The following is a 16468-nucleotide window of genomic DNA, read 5'->3' as shown; positions in this document are numbered from 1 at the left end:
TGAAATTGAACTGCATGGCGGGAGGGCTCCTTGGCGATTGAATTTAATACAATTCAGAAGGAAGGACTCTCGGTCCAGATCGCCAACGCCATCCGAAATGCTATTCTCGAAGGACGCCTCGCCGGAGAGGAACGCCTCCCCAGCGAAGCTGAATTGTCGGAGCGCTTCGGCGTCTCACGCTCGACAGTTCGCGAAGCGCTGAAAAGGCTGGCCGCCCAAAACCTGATCCGCAGTGAACGCGGTTCTTCCGGCGGTGCATTCGTCAACCGCATGACCTGGGACGAAGCCAAGGCCAATCTCGTGACGACCACGCGCCTGCTGATCGGCATGAACGACATTCCGTTTGAAGATGCGATTGAATCCCGGTTCGCGCTGGAAATGGCGGCGCTGCCGATGGCGGCCCTAAATCGAACCGAAGAACAGCTTGAAGCGCTCGAAACAGAGATTGCCCGCCAACGGAATCCAGAGACAAGCGACGAAGACTTCTGCGCTTCTGATGTCAGCTTTCATTCAGTTGTCGCCGATGCCACTGACAGCCCATTGCTCGCGTTTCAACTATCTTCGGCTTTTGAAGCCATGCAGCCGCTTATGAACATGCTGGTCTATCGACTGCGCGACCGCCAGCGCATCGCCGAAATTCATGAAGCGATGCTCGCCGCACTGAAAGCCGGCGACAGTGACGTGGCGTCGGCTCAGCTCGAATCTTTGTCTGCCTATACCCGCGAACTTGCCGCTCAGCGTCGCAAGCCAATCGGCAACTGACTGACGGCTTCAGACAATTCCACCACCTGCACCGGTCGCTTCCGGCCGTATCTCAGCGACCTTGTTCCGGTACCCGGAGGCGCGGTAGGCCGAAACCGGATCGATAACACCCCCATTTTCAAACCGGGCCATGGCAAGAATGGGTTCAACATCAGTTTGGAAGGCCCACTTCAGCGTCGCTGAGGCCATCAGGGCATCGTTGTCCTGCTGATAATCACGCAGCGCCGATCTGTCGACGAGCAGTGCCTGTGCATAGGCACGTTGAACTTCCATCGCGCTCACCATGAGACTTTCGATCGGGTCGGTCACGTTGTGCGACTGGTCAAGCATATGCGCAGGATCGAAACCTTCGACACTGTGCGTCTCCGCATCGACCAGCTCGTTGAAGACCAGAAACAACCGATAAGGATCGATCGAACCGGTATCCAGATCGTCATCACCATATTTGCTGTCGTTGAAGTGGAACCCGCCCAGTTTACCGAATTGTACAAGACGCGCGACGATCATCTCGATGTTGACGTTCGGCGCATGATGTCCGAGATCAACGAGGCAAAAGGCCTTGTCTCCAAGCTCCTTTGCAATGAGGTAATTGGTGCCCCAGTCCTGCACGACAGTCGAATAGAAAGCAGGTTCGAAAATCTTGTGCTCCGTGAAAAGTCGCCAGTTTTCGGGCAACTCCGCGTAAATTGCTTTCGCTGAGTCCAGATATCTCTCGAACTGCCGGACAAAGTGGGTCTGTCCCGGGAAATTGGACCCGTCTCCAACCCAGATCGTCAGCGCCGCTGAGCCTATGGCTGTGCCGATCTCGATGCACTCCAGATTATGATCAATCGCCTGCTGCCGCGTCGCGGCGTCGGTATGCGTCAGAGACCCGTATTTATAGGAATGCGTTTGCCCCGGCTGGTCCTGAAAGGTGTTGGAATTCATCGCATCGAACCCAAGACCGAGCGATGCCGCCTTCGCCTTCAGATCTGCCGGATCCGCCTTGTCCCAGGGAATGTGAAGAGAAACCGAGGGCGTCGCGCGGGTCAGCTGCTGGATAACCGCGCAATCCTCAAGCTTGTCGAATATGTGCCGGGGCTCACCTTTGCCGGGGAAACGCGCAAATCGTGTACCGCCAGTGCCAACCCCCAGGAAGGGATGGCGACACCGTAATCGGAAACCCTGGCTTTGATACTGTCAATCGCAATGCCGCGACGGTCCAGCTGTTCACCCAGAGTTTCATAGTCGCGTTTCAAGGCGGTCAAACCCGCTTCGTTTTCCTGCACGATCACTGATTTGTCGATCATCATCTTGAAGATCCTTTCCTGACCCATCTCGCCAATTCGTGACCAAGCGGTCCGGCGTGCTCGAAAGGGGTGAAACACTGTCTGAACGTGGGTTCAACCTTGAGGACTTCGCCCAGCTCGAAACCGTGAGCAGAGCGACATCCGGGTTAGATGCTAGCGCGTAAATGCCTGCACATTCCCGGCATCGACATTGATGATGTTGCCGGTCGATTTTGACGAAACGTCGGAAGCAAAGAAATAGCTCGCTTCAGCGATATCTTCCGGCAGAACGGATCGCTTCAGCAGGGACCGCTGACGATAGTGTTCTTCCAGCTCGGAAGTGTCTTTGCCATAGGCTTCCGCCCGTTCCTTCAGCCAGTTTCCGGACCAGATCTTGGACCCGCGAAGCACTGCATCCGGGTTGACCACATTGACGCGGATACCTTCAGGCGCTCCTTCAAGTGCCAAACACCTGGCAAGATGCAGCTCTGACGCCTTCGCCGTACAATAGGCGCTGGCGCCCGGTGAAGCCGCCAGTCCGTTTTTCGATCCGATGAAAACGATGGAACCGCCAAGCCCTTGTGTCTTGAGCACCTGGAATGCCCCGCGCGACACAAGGAAATAGCCGGTCGACAGGATGGAATGGTTCCGGTTCCAGAGTTCCAGTGTCGTTTCCTCTATCGGTGCGGAAGAGGCAATGCCAGCGTTCGACACAAGGATGTCGACGCCGCCGAATTCCATCGCGGCACGCGAGAAACTTTCCGCAACCGCGTCTTCACTCGTGACGTCCATCGCGACAGCCCGGACGACATCCTTTGAGTAGCGCCCGCTCAGATTTGACGCAGCTGCCGCAAGGGCGTCCGCGTCGATATCGGCAAGGACGACACAGGCGCCTTCGCGCAAAAACCGCTCTGCGGTTGCCGACCCGATACCGCCAGCTCCGCCGGTCACCAGCGCGATCCGTCCCGCCAGGCTTTTCGGCTTTGGCATACGTTGCAGCTTCGCCTCTTCGAGCAACCAGTACTCAATGTCGAAGGCTTCCTGCTCCGGCAGCCCGCAATAGGTCGAAACGCTGGAAGCACCTCGCATGACGTTTATGGCATTGGTGTAGAATTCACCTGAAATTCGAGCGGTTGCCTTGTCCTTGGCAAAGGTGATCATTCCGACACCCGGCACCAGATAAACGACGGCGTTCGGATCCCGAAGCGCCGGACTGTTGTCATGTTTACAACGCGCATAATAGGCAGCGTATTCGTCACGATAGGTTTCCACCGCCTGACCCAGACCGGAGAGTGTTGCCTGAATGTCTGGATCGGTTGGATCGAAATCGACAACGAGCGGCCTGATTTTCGTGCGCAGGAAATGGTCCGGGCAACTGGTCCCCAGCGCTGCCAGGGCTTCCATGTCATTGGAGTTGACGAATTCCAGGACTGCATCGCTGTCATCGAAATGTCCGACCATATGCTGCTTGCCGGAGACCATGCCCCGAATTGCCGGCATGAGCCGGGCGGCAATACTCCGCCTCTCGACCGGTGACAGAGCAGTGCACCTGACACCCCCGAAGGCATCCTTGCCCGCAGTTTTATCCTCGAACCAGCCTATGGCCTTGTTAATGATTTCCAACGTTGTTTCGTAGCACTCCTTGGCGGTGTCCGCCCAGGTAAACAATCCATGGCTTTCAAGCACAACGCCCCGCGCCTGCGGGTTCGCCTCGCAATATTTTTCGAGCCACAGTCCCAACTCGTATCCAGGTCGTTTCCAGGGCAGCCAACCGATATCGTCTCCAAAAATGTCCCGCGTAATTTGCTTGCTGTCAGCCGCCGCTGCGATTGCGATGACCGCATCCGGGTGCATGTGATCAACGTGCGGTTTTGGAACATAGGCATGAAGGGGCGTGTCGATAGATGCCGCACGCGGGTTGAGGTTGAATGTGCAGTGCGGCAAGTAGCCGACCATCTCATCTTCAAACTCAACTCCGCGATAGAGGCTCTTCAATGCGCGCAGCTTTTCCATGTAAAGCGTCGCAAAACCGTCCATCTTGATGGTGCCGACGTCACCTCCCGAGCCTTTCACCCAGAGGACCTCAACCTCATCGCCTGCAAGTGGATCCTTTTGAAGAACTTTCGCGGAGGTGTTGCCGCCACCATAGTTGGTAATGCGCTTGTCTGATCCAAGAAGATTGGAACGGTAAAGAAGAAGTTCAGGCCCACTCATGCCCGACGCCTTTTGATCGTCCCACAGGTTTTCCAGCCGGGACCCGGCGGCCGAATTCAACATGGTGTCCTCCCAGAATGCGCCTGACAGCGGTCGTTTGTTTGGCTAGACACTCGCTTGATCAGAATTGAATGTCAATCAAAAACAATCATCTTCAATCATATTGCGCTGCAAAATGATCATTATTGATCTTTTTTGATTGACAGTGACTGATAATGATGAAAACGTTTGATTAACGGGAGGACTACATGCACGAGAAAGAACGCCACAGGATCATCTTGTCCGCTGTCCAGGATCGGCCTGTCGTCACGGTCCAGGAATTGGTGGCGTTGACGGATTCCTCTGAAGCAACCATTCGCCGCGACATTGCTCAGCTGCATGTGCAAAAGAAACTGCGCCGTGTGCGTGGCGGTGCGGAATCCATCCACCCACCACAGTTTGTCGGCTTGGCGGGACGGCCCTTCAGCGTCAATGAAACGATCAATATCGCGCAAAAACGCGCAATCGCTCAAAAAGCGGTTGAACTCTGCGAAGACGGCGACGCGATCATCATCAATGGCGGCACCACAACGTTCCAGATGGTCCATCCTCTGGCGACAAAGCGGATGCAGGTGTTCACCAACTCCTTCCCGATCGCCGAACATCTACTCAAGAACTCCAAGAACACGATCATGCTGTCCGGAGGAGTGATCTACCGGGAGCAAAACATCATCTTGAGCCCCTTCGACAATGACGTGACGCGGAATTTCTATGCAAAGCGGATGTTCATGGGCGCGCAGGGCCTCGGCCCTCTCGGTCTGATGGAAGCCGATCCGCTTCTTATCCAGGCAGAACAGAAACTGATCGGCCAGGCGGACGAGTTGGTCGTGCTTGTGGATTCGTCGAAATTCAGCGCGCGGTCCAGCCTGATCCTGTGTGCCCTGGAAAGGATCTCAACCGTGATCACGGACGACGGCATTCCGGACAACGCGGCCAAAATGCTGGAACAGGCCGACATCAATCTGATCGTGGCATCGGTAAACGCCACACAGAGCAAGGCGACCTCAAGCGGGTAGCCGGCATTCTGCCGGAACGCTCAACGGCCCGGCAGTTCATATAGGGAGGAAGCAATGAAACTCTTCAAGTCACTACTGGCTGCAACAGCGGTTGCTGCCGTTTGCATCGCCGCTCCAGCGCAAGCCGAAGACAAGCGTATTGCGCTGGTTGTCAAGGCACTCGGGATCGGCTTCTTTGAAGCCGCCGCAAAAGGCGCGGAAGAAGCCGCCAAGGAACTGGGCGATGTGGAAATCATCTATACCGGCCCGACAGACACGACGGCGGAAGGTCAGATCGAAGTGATCAATGCCTTGATCGCGCAGAAGGTTGATGCCATCGCGATTTCCGCAAACGACCAGGATGCTCTGGTTCCAGCGCTCAAAAAGGCAATGGACCGCGGCATTACGGTGATTTCCTGGGATTCAGGCGTTGCTCCCGAAGGCCGTCAGTTGCATCTCAATCCGTCGTCAAATCCACTGATCGGTAACATGATCATCAAGCTGGCAGCTGATCATCTGCCTGACGGCGGCGATGTCGCGGTCCTTTCCGCATCTGCCACCGCGACGAACCAGAACATCTGGATCGAGGAGATGAACAAGGTCAAGGGCAACTACCCCGGCATCAATGTGGTCGCGACGGTTTATGGTGACGATCTGGCCGACAAGTCTTACCGCGAAGCCCAGGGCCTTATGCAGACTTATCCCGACCTCAAGGCGATCATCGCACCGACCTCTGTCGGCATCGTCGCCGCCGCCCAGGCCGTATCGGACGCTGAAAAAGCCGGACAGATCAACGTCACCGGTCTCGGGTTGCCCTCTGAGATGGCCGGGCATATCGAGTCAGGCGCATCCAAGTCATTCGCCATCTGGAACCCGATCGATCTCGGCTATTCAGCAACTATGCTGGCCTACAACCTCGCTACCGGCAAGGCTGAAGCTGCACCCGGCGCTGAAATTGAAATGGGCCGCATGGGCAAACTTGAGCTGAACGACAACAACGAAGGCGCAATGGCCGACCCGTTCGTTTACGACAGCTCCAACATCAACGACTTCAAAGATATTTTCTAAGCCCGCTGCTTAGATCCATCTTAGGATGTCTCAGGCCCGGTGCCTTGCACCGGGTCTCCTGAACCAACAAGAACAACTGGCTCCGGGATATGATTATGCTTGCGAACACGCAGGGCATTGAAGACGCACATCCTCAGTCCGCCAAGGGATCCAAACCGGCTTTGTCTCTGACGGGCATCTCAAAGTCCTTTCCCGGGGTCAAGGCACTGTCTGAGGTTGCCCTGGAGCTTTATCCTGGCGAAGTCACAGCACTTGTCGGCGAAAACGGGGCCGGCAAATCCACCATCGTCAAGATTTTGACCGGCATCTATCAACCCGATGAGGGTGAAATCGTCATTGACGAAAACCGGGTCACTTTTCCGACTGCTCAAGATGCCGGAAAAGCCGGAGTGACCGCAATTCATCAGGAAACGGTTTTGTTTGACGACCTGTCGGTCGCGGAGAATATCTTCATAGGGCACGCTCCAAAGACCCGCCTCGGCTTGATCAACCGCGGCGAAATGCTCAACCAGGCACAAAACCTTCTGAACAGAATTGGCGCGTCGATCGATCCGCATGTCACATTGCGGGAACTCGGCATCGCCAACAAGCATCTGGTGGCAATCGCCCGCGCACTCTCGATAGACGCCAGTATCGTAATCATGGACGAGCCCACGGCATCTCTCTCGCACAAGGAAATCGAAGAGACTTACGAGCTCGTTGAACGGCTGAAAGCTGAAGGAAAAGCCATTCTCTTCATCAGTCACAAGTTCGATGAAATCTTTCGGATCGCAGATCGTTACACAGTCTTCAGGGACGGACAGATGGTCGGTGCCGGGCGCATCAAGGATGTATCCGAGCGCGAACTGGTCAAACTCATGGTCGGACGGTCGGTCGATCAGGTGTTCCCGAAACGCGCACCAGAACTCGGCAAGGAAGTGCTCAAGGTGGTCGGATATTCGCATCCGACCGAATTTGAGGATATTGGCTTTGCCCTGCGATCCGGTGAAATTCTCGGATTCTATGGCCTTGTCGGCGCAGGCCGCAGTGAGTTCATGCAGGCCCTTTTCGGTGTGACCCGGCCCTCGAAGGGTGCCATTCGCATCGACGATCAAGTCGCTGTCATTCGAGATCCAAATGAAGCCATCGGTCATGGCATCGTCTATGTCCCGGAAGATCGGGGCAAGCAGGGTGCGGTCAAGGGGTTGCCCATTTTCCAGAACATTTCCCTGCCGTCTCTCAAGGAGACTTCCAGAAACGGTTTTCTGAGGCTGGTGGAGGAATTCAGGCTCGCACACGATTACACCAAGCGCCTGGACTTGCGTGCCGCAGCACTCGACCAGGACATTGGAGAATTGTCAGGCGGCAATCAGCAGAAAGTTGTCATCGCCAAGTGGCTGGCAACGAAACCACGGGTCATCATCCTGGACGAACCAACAAAGGGCATCGACATCGGCTCCAAGGCTGCCGTTCACGAGTTCATGGCAGAACTGGCGGCAGAAGGCCTTGCGGTGATCATGGTGTCATCAGAGATTCCCGAAATCCTAGGGATGTCCGATCGCGTGATCGTCATGAGGGAGGGCCGAATCGCAGCAGAGTTTGAAGGTCCAGACCTGACCCCGGAACATCTCGTGCGTGCAGCTGCCGGCATTGTGGAGGCGCGCCCATGATCCACTCTCTGATCAAGTCCCGCGAGACGGTTTTGGCGATGGCCATCCTTGTCCTTGTCGGCGCCATCGCCTCGCGTTTCCCGGCTTTTGTCGCTCCCGCAAATCTTGTCAATGTTTTCAACGACACGGCTCCGCTGATCATTCTCGCGCTCGGTCAGATGGTTGTGATCCTCACCCGGTGTATCGACCTGTCGGTTGCTGCCAATCTGGCCCTCACCGGGATGGTGGTCGCGATGCTCAACACCCTTCTGCCAGATCTCCCCGTCCCTTTGATCATGGTGATTGCCATCGGACTGGGGTCCGTCATGGGTCTCTTCAATGGCCTCCTTGTGTGGAAACTCGACATACCGCCGATCGTTGTCACGCTCGGTACAATGACCATCTATCGCGGCATCATTTTTGTCATCTCCGGTGGCGAGTGGATCAACGCGCATGAAATGAGCGACGCCTTCAAGGCTTTTCCGCGGGATGTCGTCTTCGGCTTGCCCGTGCTCTCCTGGATCGCAATCCTGGTGTTGATCGGCTTCATTGTCCTGATCGGGCGCACAGCGCTCGGGCGGGCCTTCTTCGCTGTGGGCGGCAATCCGCACGCTGCTGTTTATACCGGCATCAATGTGGGGCTGACCCAATGCGCAGCCTACATCATATCCGGTGCTCTGGCCGGTCTCACCGGCTACCTTTGGGTAGCCCGGTACGCGGTTGCCTATGTCGACATTGCGGGCGGATTCGAACTTGAAGTCGTGGCCGCCTGCGTCATCGGCGGGATTTCGATTGCGGGCGGTATAGGGTCGGTTGGCGGCGCGCTCCTGGGGGCACTTTTTCTCGGCATCGTCAAGAACGCCCTACCAGTCGTCAATATCTCACCGTTTTGGCAACTCGCCATTTCGGGCAGCGCCATCATCATCGCCGTTGCCTTCAACGCAACGTCCAACCGGACCAAAGGCCGGGTGATCCTGAAAAAGCGGAACATGCAACATGAGCCTTGCGACACACCAGGCCTCGACCGGACGGCAGATCCCGGATCGATTGAAGACCCCGTTGCACAGGTTTCTGGCAAGCTGGGAGCTGCTGCTGCTTTGCGTTGCCGTGGCTGTTTTCATCCTGAACAGCTTCGCCTCTCCTTATTTCCTGGATCCGTGGAACCTTTCCGACGCGACCTACAATTTCACTGAAAAGGCGATGATCGCCTTCGCCATGGCGTTGCTGATCATCTCAGGAGAGATCGACCTCTCGGTCGCCTCGATCATCGCGCTAGCGTCAACGGCGATGGGGTTCGCTCTACAACTCGGTGCGGAAACCCCGCTTCTGATCCTAACAGGGCTTGGTGTCGGTCTCCTGTGCGGGGCTTTCAATGGCTTTCTCGTCACGGGCCTGGGTTTGCCATCCATAGTGGTCACAATCGGCACGATGAGCCTCTTTCGAGGCATTTCCTATATCGTCCTGGGAGACAAGGCCTACACCGGCTATCCTTCTGAATTCGGCTTTTTTGGTCAGGGTTATGTCTGGTGGGTCATTACCTTCGAGCTCGTCTTGTTTGCAGTTACAGCTGTCATTTTTGCCATACTCCTTCACAGGACCAATTTCGGACGGGCGGTTTTCGCGATCGGCAACAATCCGGTTGGTGCGCTCTTTTCCGGTATTCGCGTAACCCGCGTAAAGTTTGCGCTGTTTTTGCTCACCGGCCTCATGTCGGGCGTCGCAGCCATTTGCCTGACATCGCGCCTGGGTGCGACCCGGCCCTCGATCGCATTCGGCTGGGAACTTGAAGTGGTCACCATGGTCGTTCTTGGCGGTGTCAGCATCTTGGGCGGTTCAGGATCCATTCCCGGTGTCGTAATCGCTGCCTTCGTGATGGGAATGGTGACCTTCGGCTTTGGTCTCTTGAACGTTCCGGGCATCGTGATGTCGATTTTCATCGGCCTTCTGCTGATTGCGGTCATCGCGTTGCCAAGAATAGTTCGCCAGATTCTCGCCAGACGGAAAGCCTGATCACATGGAAAAAGTCGCTTTCAAGATGTTGCTCAATCCCGGTATGGAAGACGAATACAAAAAGCGGCATGACGAGATCTGGCCGGAGTTGATCACTCTGTTGAAAGATGCCGGTATCCGGGACTATTCCATTCATCTGGACCCGGACACCAACATCCTCTTCGGGGTTTTGTGGCGCGAAGACAATCACACTATGGACGCCCTGCCCGACCACCCGGTGATGCGGAAATGGTGGGCGCATATGGCTGACATCATGGCCAGCGAACCCGACAACAAACCTGTCGTGACAGACCTCACGCCCGTCTTTCACATGGAATGACGGCAAATGGCCACCATCCACCATGTCGGCGTCATCGATATCGGCAAGACCAATGCAAAAGTTGCAGTTGTCGATCTCGAAAATCGCGCGGAAATCGGCGTTTTGACGCGGCCCAACAAGGTTCTCCCGGGGCCGCCTTATCCCCATTATGACATCGATGGGCATTGGGATTTTATCTGCAATGCACTCAAGAAACTCAACCTCGCCCACGGCATTGATGCCCTTTCGGTCACAGCGCATGGTGCAAGTGCGGTCCTACTCGACAAAAATGGTCAGCTGGCAGCTCCAGTGATTGACTACGAGTTTGCCGGACCGGGCGAGCTTGCGAGCGAATATGACGCCATCCGGCCTGCATTTACCGAAACCGGATCGCCACGTTTGCGCATGGGCCTGAATGTCGGCGCCCAGATTCATTGGCAACTGAGCAACGACCCGACACTGCACGACCGCATTGCCACAGTGCTGACCTATCCTCAGTACTGGACCTACCGATTGACGGGAAAACTAGCCAATGAGGTAACGTCTCTTGGCTGTCATACCGACCTCTGGTGTCCGCAGGTGGCAGGATTTTCAAGCCTCGTCACCAAACTGGGCTTAAGCGCACGGATGGCTCCGGTCAAAAGGGCTGCGGATCTCATGGGGCCACTCTTGCCGGAGGTTGCACGAAAAATCGGAATGCCTGCCGATTTGGAAGTTGCCTGCGGTATTCACGATTCCAACGCCTCACTTTACCCATATCTACTGGAGCGGCACCCTCCATTTTCAGTCATTTCCACCGGCACCTGGGTCATCACGCTCGCCATCGGCGGTGTTGGCGTCACACTCGATCCAAATCGAGACACCTTGATTAACGTGAATGCACATGGTGACCCGGTCCCTTCGGCGCGGTTCATGGGAGGGAGAGAATTCGATCTCGTTATGGGCAAACGCAAAGCATTGTGTACAGCCCAGGACGTTGAGCATGTCCTCGCTCGGCCAATCATGCTCTTTCCTGCCGTAGACCCGCGCTCAGGTCCCTTTCAGGGGAAAACACATTGTTGGAACACCGAGGAAACAAAACTCTCTGACGGAGAGCGCTATGCCGCACTGTCTTTTTACCTCGCTTTGATGACGGCGGAATGCCTGAAAATGACAGGAGCCCGCGGTCCCAGCCTGGTCGAAGGCCCGTTTGCGCGCAATTCGCTCTATCTGGACATGCTGGCGGCAGCGACGGGGCGTTTAGTGGAGACTTCATCAGGCTCCTCTACGGGAACAAGCATCGGCGCTGCACTTCTTCTGGACAAAAAGGCCACCGCACAGGCTTCCAAGTCGGAGCGTTCACACAAGGAAGAAACATCCGATAGCCGTTTGTCTGACTACGCCGGTGAATGGAAAAGCGCAGTCCGAGGCTAATTGAAGCAACCAAATCCGGTTTGGTGACTTACAATCCGCGACGATCGACATTCACAAATTTGTGACTCAGGGCACAGCAATCGGTTCGCACTTGCCGTAACGTGAGATCATCAGGGGTGCGAGCTTAAGGATTATTGAAAATGCCCGACGTTACCGCTCAACAGGCCCAGCAACTTATCTCCTTCGCAACCCAGCGCCTTGGCCGGGTGGAAGGCAATGGTGAATGCTGGACACTCGTCAACAACGGTTACCAAAGCGTGGGCTTTATCAAGCCCTCAGGCACTTATGTCTGGGGACGTGTCGTTCAACAGCTAAGCCAGGCTCAGCCTGGAGATGTCTTCCAGTTTACCCGATTTGAAGTCACGACAAGGGTCACGAACTCGGACGGCAGCTGGTCTGAAACTGTCATGAGCCGGGGTGCTCCGAGACACACCGCCATCCTGGAGAGCATTGATGCCAATGGACTGGCCTCCTTCCTGGAAAGCAACGTGACCGAAGATCAGGTCGTTGTTCGCAACAACTTTGGCACCCGGACTTACTCCTCTACCGACGACAATGGTGTCAGAACCTCTGTCACTGTCAGCGGAAGTTTCATCATTTATCGTCCGCAAGTCGCCGCCACGCCCTGACGTCCGTGGCCTTTCAAGGGACGATCAGCATGTTCGTCCCCACACCAACAAGAGATAGCAGCAATCGCATATGTGCGGGCGCAACAGCGACACAGCCTTCCGTAGGGCTATAGTCCTCGCGCGCAATATGGAAAAAGATGGCACTGCCGCGCCCCTTTACGGCGGGAGACATGTTGCAGTCCAGGACAACGACGACATTGTAAAGCCGGTCCTCGCGCCACATTTTTTCATGGCCGGCGTCAAACGGCAGGTCAACGGGCCTGTTGTAGCGTCTATGCGCCGGGTCATCGCACCAGCCGGAGGATGGCGACAAGGAATAGCACGGCAACTCTGTCGGTGGAGGTAAACCCCTGTCGGGACGATAGTAGACATGGAGCAGTTCGTACCGTCCCGCCGGCGTCGCGCCATCACCCTCTTTTTTCCGTGTCACAATGCCCGATCGGCCAAGCGCACACGGAACCGTGATCTGCCCAACACGCAAAATGCCCTTGGTTCGATCACGCGGGCACGCTCGAACTTCGAGCGTATCTGCCATTTTCCGGTGGGCTGTCATTTGATTTCCGTTCCGTTTAGGCTGCAGGACAGAAGAACTTGATAAACCAGCCTTAAACCCCGCGTGAAGAAGAATTGACGACGCATGGCTTGTATGGCGAGAATTTCCCACGCACATAGAGGCAGCAACACGCATGTGTAGTTTGCACAAATCAGCGTGATCAGTTTTGAAGATTTTTGGCGAGGACCTCGACAATGACCGCCCGCACGATTTTGATAGTCGACGACGATAACGAACTCCGCGAAGCGCTGGTGGAACAGCTTTCCCTTTATGATGAGTTCGAGACCATCCAGGCGGATTCAGCCACGTCCGGTATCGGCCTTGCCAAGGATGAGCATGTTGATCTGCTTCTGATGGACGTCGGGCTCCCGGATATTGATGGCCGTGAAGCTGTTAAGCTATTGCGCAAAAACGGCTTCAAGGCGCCAATCATCATGCTTACGGGCCATGACGGGGACAGCGACACGATCCTTGGGCTGGAAGCCGGCGCAAATGACTATGTTACCAAGCCATTCAAATTCGCGGTGCTTCTGGCCCGTGTCCGCGCTCATCTGCGCCAGCACGAGCAGAGCGAAGATGCCACGTTCGCTATTGGCCGCTACTCGTTCCGCCCAGCTGCAAAAGTCATGCAGGATGATGCCGGCGGTAAAGTTCGGCTGACCGAGAAAGAAACCTCCATCCTCAAGTTTCTCTATCGCGCAGGTGAAAAGCCGGTGACCAGAGACGTGCTATTGCATGAAGTATGGGGTTACAATTCCGGTGTCACCACACACACGCTTGAGACCCATATTTACCGGCTGAGGCAGAAAATCGAGCGCGATCCGTCCAATGCCGAGCTTCTCGTGACAGAAGCCGGTGGATATAAGCTTGTGCCCTGAGAGCTATTCGGCGTAAATCTTGGGCATGAGCCTTGCCCAAGATATAGCGATTCTCAAACAAATCCCGATGCTGTCGGACTTCGCTGAGGACCAGTTGCGTCTGCTCGCCTTCAGCGCCGAAAGCATGGAGTATGGCAGCGGCCAGCGCTTGTTCGATCAGGACGAGCGCGCCGATGGCGGGCTCGTGATCACAAGCGGCACGGTAAGTCTGCAAATTCGGGGCGAGGATGGCTTCGACGAAGTCGACCGTGTCGGAGAAGGAACGCTGTTGGGCGAAACCGCGTTGCTGGCGGAAAACAAGCGTCCATGCCGGGCCGAGGCGGTTGAAGGCGTCCGCATCATCCGCATCCGCCGAGCGCTTTTCAAACGTATGATCCAGGAATACCCGGAACTCGCCCAACGTCTCTTCAGCCAGCGCGTCAATCAATTCCGCCACACGGTTTCTGTCCTCCGCCCACTCGGCGACAAGATGGCTGAGCTGGAACAGCTCAACGCGGAACGACGTGTGCGGAATGACGAAAAGAACTCGTGATTTAGTACGAGAGCTTTTTGGAATAGATGTTGAAGGGAATGCCGTGAATTGCCGGAGCAGCACGGACGAACTCGAACCCCATTTTTGTTATCAGCTCTAGCTCTGCACTCATGATTGGTGTTGCGTGAATGGCCACGGAGGAATTTCCATCCCGGCGTGCCCGCCAAATGCAAACTTCGAGCAACCTTCTTGTGAATTCATGCGTGTCTAGGCCCGGAGGCACAAACAAGTACCGAATGAGCGGCACTGACAGATCAAAGCAGTCCGGTTTATCGTTCCAAGAAGGTATGAAGTGTACTACTGCAACCGGGCCAATTTCTGTTTCAGCAACATAAGCTTCATGCAGAAATTGATAGCTTGATAGGTTACCAACCCAACTTGAAAACGCCACGGGATCAGTGCAATGACTTTCAAGAGCACTGCAAACTGATCTAGCGATTTTGGCAATGGTCGGCTGATCGCCTATTCGACCTGGACGGATTGTCACCCGCACCTGTTTTATTTCCTGGCCAATGCCGAAACGCTCCACGGCTTCAAAGAAGCCGTGGTGTTAGTGTACCAGCAAGACCTTATAGGTCGCGTTGTTATCAAACCCAAGGGCGGCTTTCGACCATCGATCCTTCAAAGCTGTCGATCTGCTCTGACTTGGCCATGGTCAGACCAATGTCATCCAGGCCGTTGATCAGGCAGTGCTTGCGGAACTGATCGATCTTGAAGGCAATGTCACCGCTCTCGAGACCCTGAATTTCCTGCTTTTCCAGATCGATGGTCAAAGTGAAGTTGGACCCGCGCTCAGATGCGTGCAGCAGGGTTTCCAACTCGTCTTCGGAGACTTCGATCGGCAGAATGCCGTTCTTGAAGCAGTTGTTGTAGAAGATGTCGGCGAACGACGTTGAAATCACGCAGCGGATGCCGAAGTCGAGAAGAGCCCAGGGAGCGTGCTCACGGGACGACCCGCAACCGAAATTATCACCTGCGATCAAGATCTTGGCGTCGCGATAAGCGGCCTTGTTCAGGATGAAATCAACGTTCTCAGAACCATCATCATTGGTACGCATTTCATGGAACAATGCGGTTCCAAGGCCGGTGCGCTTGATCGTCTTCAGAAATTGCTTCGGAATGATCATGTCCGTGTCGATGTTGATGATTGGCATCGGTGCCGCAACACCGGTCAGGGTTTCGAATTTTTCCATCTTTGTCTCCTGAAGGGTCTGGCCGGAAGCATCACCTCAAGCCGCAAGGCTTGTGGTCTGATCAACTCCGAGCATCAGATTGAGGTTCTGGACGGCGGCGCCTGATGCGCCTTTGCCCAAGTTGTCGTAAACGGCAATGATCGCAGCTTGCGCGCGCGCATCATTGGCAAAAACGTGAAGGCGTAACCGGTTGGTGTCGTTGAGCGCTTGCGGATTGAGCTCGTCTGAGCGCTCCAGCGCGTCCAGAGGCGCAACATCGACGAAGCCACCGGAAGCACTGGCATAATGGTCGCTCAAAGCGGCGTGGATTTCCGCACCAGTCGGCACCTTGTCGAGTGCTGCCAGGTTTAGCGGCACGACCGTCAGCATACCTGTGTAATAGTTTCCGACCGTTGGCGTGAACAGGGGCGCTCTGTCGATCAGCGCATATTCAGTCATTTCCGGAAGATGCTTGTGATTGAAGCCAAGCCCATAGGGCGCAAGCACATTGGCACTGACACCCAGGCTGTCATATTCGGCGATCATGCCTTTGCCGCCGCCCGAATACCCGGAAATTCCATGGAAATTGACCGCAAAGTCGGACGGAAGCAGATCCGCTGCGACCAAGGGCCGTATGGATGCGATCAGACCTTGAGGCCAGCATCCGGGATTGGCAACACGCATGGAAGCGGCGATGGCGTCGCCTTGTGCCCGGTCCATTTCCGCAAAACCATATGCCCAGCCTTCGGCGACCCGATGAGCGCTCGAGGCATCGATCACACGCGTGGTGTCGTTTTCAATCAGCGTCACGCTTTCCTTTGCCGCCGCATCCGGCAGGCAAAGGATCGCGACATCGGCTTTGTTGAGGAAATCAGCGCGCGCCGCAGGATCCTTCCGGTTTTCTTCCGGAATGGAGAGCAGTTCCAGGTCACCGCGCATGGCTAGGCGCTCACGGATTTGCAGACCCGTTGTACCGACTTCACCATCTATGAATACGCGCGCAACCATC

At 55.7% G+C, this 16468-nt stretch carries 15 protein-coding genes and 2 pseudogenes; 11 read left to right on the top strand and 6 right to left on the bottom strand.

What is annotated here, in order from left to right; all coding sequences use genetic code 11:
* Positions 1 to 30 precede the first annotated feature (30 nt).
* Complete coding sequence (locus ACZ1HV_RS16865) at positions 31 to 762, top strand: FadR/GntR family transcriptional regulator (RefSeq protein WP_298984363.1); 732 nt, start codon at positions 31 to 33, stop codon at positions 760 to 762.
* A gap of 9 nt (positions 763 to 771) precedes the next feature.
* Here ACZ1HV_RS16865 and rhaI read toward each other — a convergent pair.
* Both rhaI and ACZ1HV_RS16855 read right to left on the bottom strand, forming a co-directional pair.
* Positions 772 to 2054 (bottom strand): annotated as a pseudogene (rhaI, locus tag ACZ1HV_RS16860) (L-rhamnose catabolism isomerase).
* Between the two features lie 150 nt (positions 2055 to 2204).
* Positions 2205 to 4307: a bifunctional rhamnulose-1-phosphate aldolase/short-chain dehydrogenase gene (locus tag ACZ1HV_RS16855; RefSeq protein ID WP_472715793.1), complete on the bottom strand. Its 2103-nt coding sequence runs from the start codon at positions 4305 to 4307 to the stop codon at positions 2205 to 2207.
* Between the two features lie 185 nt (positions 4308 to 4492).
* On the opposite strand from ACZ1HV_RS16855, the gene ACZ1HV_RS16850 reads away from it, so the two are divergent.
* The 8 genes and pseudogenes from ACZ1HV_RS16850 to ACZ1HV_RS16815 all read left to right on the top strand — a co-directional run bounded on the left by ACZ1HV_RS16850 (position 4493) and on the right by ACZ1HV_RS16815 (position 12324).
* The gene (locus ACZ1HV_RS16850; protein ID WP_298816973.1) at positions 4493 to 5299 is read left to right on the top strand and encodes a DeoR/GlpR family DNA-binding transcription regulator; all 807 of its coding nucleotides are present in this window, start codon (positions 4493 to 4495) and stop codon (positions 5297 to 5299) included.
* Between the two features lie 54 nt (positions 5300 to 5353).
* Positions 5354 to 6346 carry a rhamnose ABC transporter substrate-binding protein gene (rhaS, locus tag ACZ1HV_RS16845; RefSeq protein WP_298816971.1) on the top strand — a complete coding sequence of 331 codons (993 nt, stop codon included), beginning with the start codon at positions 5354 to 5356 and terminating at the stop codon, positions 6344 to 6346.
* A 95-nt stretch (positions 6347 to 6441) separates the two neighbouring features.
* Entirely contained in the window at positions 6442 to 7995 is a 1554-nt protein-coding gene (locus ACZ1HV_RS16840; protein WP_472715792.1) for a sugar ABC transporter ATP-binding protein, read from the top strand.
* A pseudogene (locus tag ACZ1HV_RS16835) lies at positions 7992 to 8957 on the top strand (ABC transporter permease); the annotation flags it as partial. The gene ACZ1HV_RS16840 and the pseudogene ACZ1HV_RS16835, both read left to right, overlap by 4 nt.
* A gap of 13 nt (positions 8958 to 8970) precedes the next feature.
* Positions 8971 to 9984 carry an ABC transporter permease gene (locus ACZ1HV_RS16830; RefSeq protein ID WP_298816964.1) on the top strand — a complete coding sequence of 338 codons (1014 nt, stop codon included), beginning with the start codon at positions 8971 to 8973 and terminating at the stop codon, positions 9982 to 9984.
* Between the two features lie 4 nt (positions 9985 to 9988).
* Entirely contained in the window at positions 9989 to 10303 is a 315-nt protein-coding gene (gene rhaM, locus ACZ1HV_RS16825; RefSeq protein ID WP_472715791.1) for an L-rhamnose mutarotase, read from the top strand.
* A 6-nt stretch (positions 10304 to 10309) separates the two neighbouring features.
* Positions 10310 to 11695, top strand: coding sequence for an FGGY-family carbohydrate kinase (locus ACZ1HV_RS16820; RefSeq protein ID WP_472715790.1), 1386 nt, complete (start codon positions 10310 to 10312; stop codon positions 11693 to 11695).
* A gap of 140 nt (positions 11696 to 11835) precedes the next feature.
* A complete protein-coding gene (locus tag ACZ1HV_RS16815) occupies positions 11836 to 12324 on the top strand; it encodes a hypothetical protein (protein WP_298816958.1) in 489 nt (162 codons plus the stop codon).
* A 13-nt stretch (positions 12325 to 12337) separates the two neighbouring features.
* Here ACZ1HV_RS16815 and ACZ1HV_RS16810 read toward each other — a convergent pair whose 3' ends face one another.
* Positions 12338 to 12877: a L,D-transpeptidase family protein gene (locus ACZ1HV_RS16810; protein WP_472715789.1), complete on the bottom strand. Its 540-nt coding sequence runs from the start codon at positions 12875 to 12877 to the stop codon at positions 12338 to 12340.
* 194 nt (positions 12878 to 13071) lie between these two features.
* Here ACZ1HV_RS16810 and ACZ1HV_RS16805 point away from each other — a divergent pair, with 194 nt between their 5' ends.
* Together ACZ1HV_RS16805 and ACZ1HV_RS16800 are read left to right on the top strand one after the other, a co-directional pair.
* Complete coding sequence (locus tag ACZ1HV_RS16805; RefSeq protein ID WP_152499314.1) at positions 13072 to 13755, top strand: response regulator transcription factor; 684 nt, start codon at positions 13072 to 13074, stop codon at positions 13753 to 13755.
* Between the two features lie 25 nt (positions 13756 to 13780).
* Entirely contained in the window at positions 13781 to 14287 is a 507-nt protein-coding gene (locus ACZ1HV_RS16800; RefSeq protein WP_298817075.1) for a cyclic nucleotide-binding domain-containing protein, read from the top strand.
* Between the two features lies 1 nt (position 14288).
* Here ACZ1HV_RS16800 and ACZ1HV_RS16795 read toward each other — a convergent pair whose 3' ends face one another.
* Genes ACZ1HV_RS16795 through argC form a run of 3 tightly spaced genes read right to left on the bottom strand, consistent with a single transcriptional unit; the run spans position 14289 to position 16467 of the window.
* Positions 14289 to 14816, bottom strand: coding sequence for a hypothetical protein (locus ACZ1HV_RS16795; RefSeq protein WP_472715788.1), 528 nt, complete (start codon positions 14814 to 14816; stop codon positions 14289 to 14291).
* A gap of 58 nt (positions 14817 to 14874) precedes the next feature.
* The gene (gene leuD, locus ACZ1HV_RS16790; protein ID WP_472715787.1) at positions 14875 to 15480 is read right to left on the bottom strand and encodes a 3-isopropylmalate dehydratase small subunit; all 606 of its coding nucleotides are present in this window, start codon (positions 15478 to 15480) and stop codon (positions 14875 to 14877) included.
* A 36-nt stretch (positions 15481 to 15516) separates the two neighbouring features.
* A complete protein-coding gene (gene argC / locus ACZ1HV_RS16785) occupies positions 15517 to 16467 on the bottom strand; it encodes an N-acetyl-gamma-glutamyl-phosphate reductase (protein WP_472715786.1) in 951 nt (316 codons plus the stop codon).
* Position 16468 lies beyond the last annotated feature (1 nt).

The organism is Roseibium sp. JB4-4 (assembly GCF_055693425.1).
The sequence above is the reverse complement of the archived record's forward strand: the minus strand, read 5'-3'. Positions and strand labels throughout refer to the sequence as shown.

Bases quoted from the DNA above. Each gene is read 5' to 3' on its own strand.
- ACZ1HV_RS16855 (WP_472715793.1), bottom strand. From the start codon at position 4,307: ATGTTGAATTCGGCCGCCGGGTCCCGGCTGGAAAACCTGTGGGACGAT.
- ACZ1HV_RS16850 (WP_298816973.1), top strand. From the start codon at position 4,493: ATGCACGAGAAAGAACGCCACAGGATCATCTTGTCCGCTGTCCAGGAT.
- rhaS (WP_298816971.1), top strand. From the start codon at position 5,354: ATGAAACTCTTCAAGTCACTACTGGCTGCAACAGCGGTTGCTGCCGTT.
- ACZ1HV_RS16840 (WP_472715792.1), top strand. From the start codon at position 6,442: ATGCTTGCGAACACGCAGGGCATTGAAGACGCACATCCTCAGTCCGCC.
- ACZ1HV_RS16830 (WP_298816964.1), top strand. From the start codon at position 8,971: ATGAGCCTTGCGACACACCAGGCCTCGACCGGACGGCAGATCCCGGAT.
- rhaM (WP_472715791.1), top strand. From the start codon at position 9,989: ATGGAAAAAGTCGCTTTCAAGATGTTGCTCAATCCCGGTATGGAAGAC.
- ACZ1HV_RS16820 (WP_472715790.1), top strand. From the start codon at position 10,310: ATGGCCACCATCCACCATGTCGGCGTCATCGATATCGGCAAGACCAAT.
- ACZ1HV_RS16815 (WP_298816958.1), top strand. From the start codon at position 11,836: ATGCCCGACGTTACCGCTCAACAGGCCCAGCAACTTATCTCCTTCGCA.
- ACZ1HV_RS16810 (WP_472715789.1), bottom strand. From the start codon at position 12,877: ATGACAGCCCACCGGAAAATGGCAGATACGCTCGAAGTTCGAGCGTGC.
- ACZ1HV_RS16805 (WP_152499314.1), top strand. From the start codon at position 13,072: ATGACCGCCCGCACGATTTTGATAGTCGACGACGATAACGAACTCCGC.
- ACZ1HV_RS16800 (WP_298817075.1), top strand. From the start codon at position 13,781: ATGAGCCTTGCCCAAGATATAGCGATTCTCAAACAAATCCCGATGCTG.
- leuD (WP_472715787.1), bottom strand. From the start codon at position 15,480: ATGGAAAAATTCGAAACCCTGACCGGTGTTGCGGCACCGATGCCAATC.
- argC (WP_472715786.1), bottom strand. From the start codon at position 16,467: ATGGTTGCGCGCGTATTCATAGATGGTGAAGTCGGTACAACGGGTCTG.